The organism is Alkalibacterium sp. s-m-28 (genome assembly GCF_054658175.1).
The window spans coordinates 1-3,106 of sequence record NZ_BAAGIQ010000153.1 but is presented as its reverse complement, the minus strand read 5'-3'; the positions used below and the strand labels follow the sequence as shown (position 1 = coordinate 3,106).

At 40.9% G+C, this 3,106-nt stretch carries 3 protein-coding genes; 2 read left to right on the top strand and 1 reads right to left on the bottom strand.

Translation table 11 applies throughout. The features are described from left to right. Positions 1 to 903: 903 nt before the first annotated feature. Positions 904 to 1,806 carry a mechanosensitive ion channel family protein gene (locus ACYQ4S_RS11455; protein ID WP_459771249.1) on the bottom strand — a complete coding sequence of 301 codons (903 nt, stop codon included), beginning with the start codon at positions 1,804 to 1,806 and terminating at the stop codon, positions 904 to 906. 167 nt (positions 1,807 to 1,973) lie between these two features. Here ACYQ4S_RS11455 and ACYQ4S_RS11450 point away from each other — a divergent pair, with 167 nt between their 5' ends. Next, a complete protein-coding gene (locus ACYQ4S_RS11450) occupies positions 1,974 to 2,372 on the top strand; it encodes a DUF948 domain-containing protein (protein ID WP_091482283.1) in 399 nt (132 codons plus the stop codon). A 35-nt stretch (positions 2,373 to 2,407) separates the two neighbouring features. After that, a complete protein-coding gene (locus ACYQ4S_RS11445) occupies positions 2,408 to 2,890 on the top strand; it encodes a YtxH domain-containing protein (protein WP_346023967.1) in 483 nt (160 codons plus the stop codon). Positions 2,891 to 3,106 lie beyond the last annotated feature (216 nt).

Sequence of the window (3,106 nt, the reverse complement as noted above, 5' to 3'; positions counted from 1 at the left end):
GAAGAAAAGGAGGATGTACTTCTACATCTTCAGAAAAAATACAAAAGAACAATGAAGACCATCTAAAACCGACGGTTTTCATTGTTCTTTTTGTTTGTTAAGAGCTGGTTTTTTCCCAGCCCCTTTCTTATGGAAAAGCACAATAATTGAAGGAGTAATTTAGTCTAATGATAAGTCCAGCTTCGAATGGGGTTCTGAACAATAATTAGGAGAGAGACGAGTGGGATTTACCATACTTTTCTGAGCTAAAGTGTAACTATTTGGAGTTTAAGAGGATTATCGAAGGATAATGTGTGACTGAGCTGTAACTAGAGGCTATCTAACGGTATTTAAGACAGCCATAATTTCATGAACTATAACTAGAGGCCATTTAACGGTATTTAAGACAGCCATAATTTCATGAACTATAACTAGAGGCCATTTAACGGCATTTAAGACAGCCATAATTTCATAAGCTGTAACTAGAGGCCGTTTAATGGCACTAATAAGTCAAAGAATCTCATGAACTTTAACTATAAGAGGTTTAGCGAAGACTTCTATTCGATCACTCTGCCTGAACTGAAATTAGTTTAGTTCTAACGGTAAGTTTCCCCCCTTCGGTTCAGCAGAAACTGCACTAAGGAGAGCTCAAGTAGGCTGAGAGAAAGCAGAAAGTGACAGAACGTGACCCATAGGAGTGTGATCTTAAAACGTAACTCTTTTACCAGCTGACTGCCGATTTATTCAATCCACATCTATCAGAATACCGAAGAAGAGAGTAAAGAATTTCTTTTCAATAAGGAAACGAATCGCAGAGCGCTTCGTGTAAATAAAGATAATTGAATCTATTTAACAAAATAAAAGCCAGTCAGACGGGATTGAACCTGTCTGACCGGCAAGAGTGCTCACCTTTTATATTTCTGATTATGGCGCCTGAATATCCAAATTGACTTTAGGCAGTTCAATACCTGCTTCCCTTAAAGCATCGACGTATTTCTCGTAGAAGAGGTTACGCATAGCAAATTCAGTACCGGACTTGGTGTACATGATAACCTGAGCGGCAATCTGGCCTGCGCCAATGGGGACAAAGGCAATTTCTGTCGGCTCGATAGTGATCTCCTCACGTCGGGGAATCCATTCCCGGTTAACCTGTTCCAAAACTGATCTGACTTTGTTTAGATCTGTTTCAGGAAAGAGTCTGACATGCAGCATGACACGCATATCCGCCCGCGACCGGTTGCTGATAACTGTGATCGATCGGTTAGGGATGAAATGCGTAGTTCCGTCGAAATCTCTGACTTTGGTTGTTTTAAGGTTGACATCTTCAACGGTTCCCAATATACCGCTCAGTTCGACGACATCACCAACGTCCAGCTGTTTTTCCAGCAGGATCATGAAGCCATTGACTATATCTGATACAAATCCCTGAGCACCGAGTGAAAGTGCCAGACCGACGACCCCGGCACTGGCTACTAATGTGCCGACTGGTACACCCATGAGTTCAAGTATTGTATAGACGAGGAAGAAATAGATGATGGCATGAAAACTGTTTTTACTCAATGTATACAATGTGTTCAGACGATTAGGTAAAGTCTGCTCTTCTTTCATATATCGCTTGAAAACCAGCTCGATTGCATAATTACCGACCTTTTTTAGAATGAAGAAAATAATCAGAGTCAGAATAAGCTGCATGAGGAATAATATAATTGAAGAAAAAATTCCTTCCCAGTCAATGTCATTCCAGTATTCAATAAAGAAGTTTATTCCTTCTTCGGGAGTTGTAGGTCCTTCCTGATTTTCAGTTCCGTTAGTCCCAGCAAAACACATAATTGATTCGATCCTTTCAGAGAGTCTTAGTGTACCTATTATTCTACCAGTTTTTTTAAATACTTCAATTTTGTTAATTGAGGGGGCTTCAGGACCTTCTTGTTTGCAATAATCAGCTGGATAATGGTAATCTAAGTCTATACAGAATAGAAGAAAGAGGGATTAATATGACAGGTGGAGAAATAGCTGCATTAATTGCGGCAGGTGCTTTTGCAGTTTTAGTTCTGGGCTTATGTTTTGTACTATTTAAAGTGGCAGGCATTGTTTCAGAACTGAATACGACGATCGAAGAAGCGAACAAGAGCCTGAGCACGATCACTAAAGACGCGGATCATTTACTTATTGAAGTCGAAGGGCTTCTCAATAAATCCAATACGACTTTAGATGACGTGAATGGCAAACTAGGCATGACTGATCCATTGTTCCAGGCTGTTGGTGACTTAGGTGAATCAGTATCAAGCCTGAACGAATCAACAAGAAATCTGACTTCACATCTAGCCAGCGCATCAAAAAAAGGTGCAACGGTCGGAATCGCCAAAAAAGTTGGCAGTAAAGTCAGAGGGTAAGCACGATAATAAAAAACAAGGAGAGAATATTCAGCATGAAAAAACATTCAAATACTGAGAGTTTTGTACTGGGAACATTCGTCGGGGCAGCTGTAGCAGGCTTGACCGCACTCCTGCTCGCACCTAAATCAGGTAAAGAAATGCGTGGAAATATTGCTGATCAAGCTGACAGAACGAAACAGCAGGCTAAAGAGTATATGTCTCTTGCTAAAGAAAAAGGATCGGATCTGAAAGATACAGTAGAAGAAGCCGGATCAGAATATCTGAAAAATGCTTCGGTCACTTATGACCAGCTGTCCAATCAGGTTGGCTCGAATATGGACGAAACTGAAAAAAATCTCGATAAAATCAAGCAGGAAGCAAAAGAAACAGCTGAAGGTGTCAAAGACGCTCTCAAAGAAGGGACAGAACGCGACGTAGAAATTACGAAAGATGCGGCCGAAGATGCTCAGGAAACAATTGAGGAAGGCATTGAAGAAGGAAAAGATCTGTCAGACACTGACACGACCAAACCTTAATTGGAGCGGGCACAGATCAGATTTCTCTTAAAATTAAACTATAAAAGGATGCGTACTGTTCGCATCCTTTTTATACATATTCCGTGTGAGTGAACTACCCACCACTTAAATCCTTTGGATTTTGAAGTGGGGGCTTCCTACGAACTTCATTCTTGTCTGCACAGACTTCATACAGACAGTGGAATCGGATAGGGGTAGGCTCAAAAGGCAGTCCCT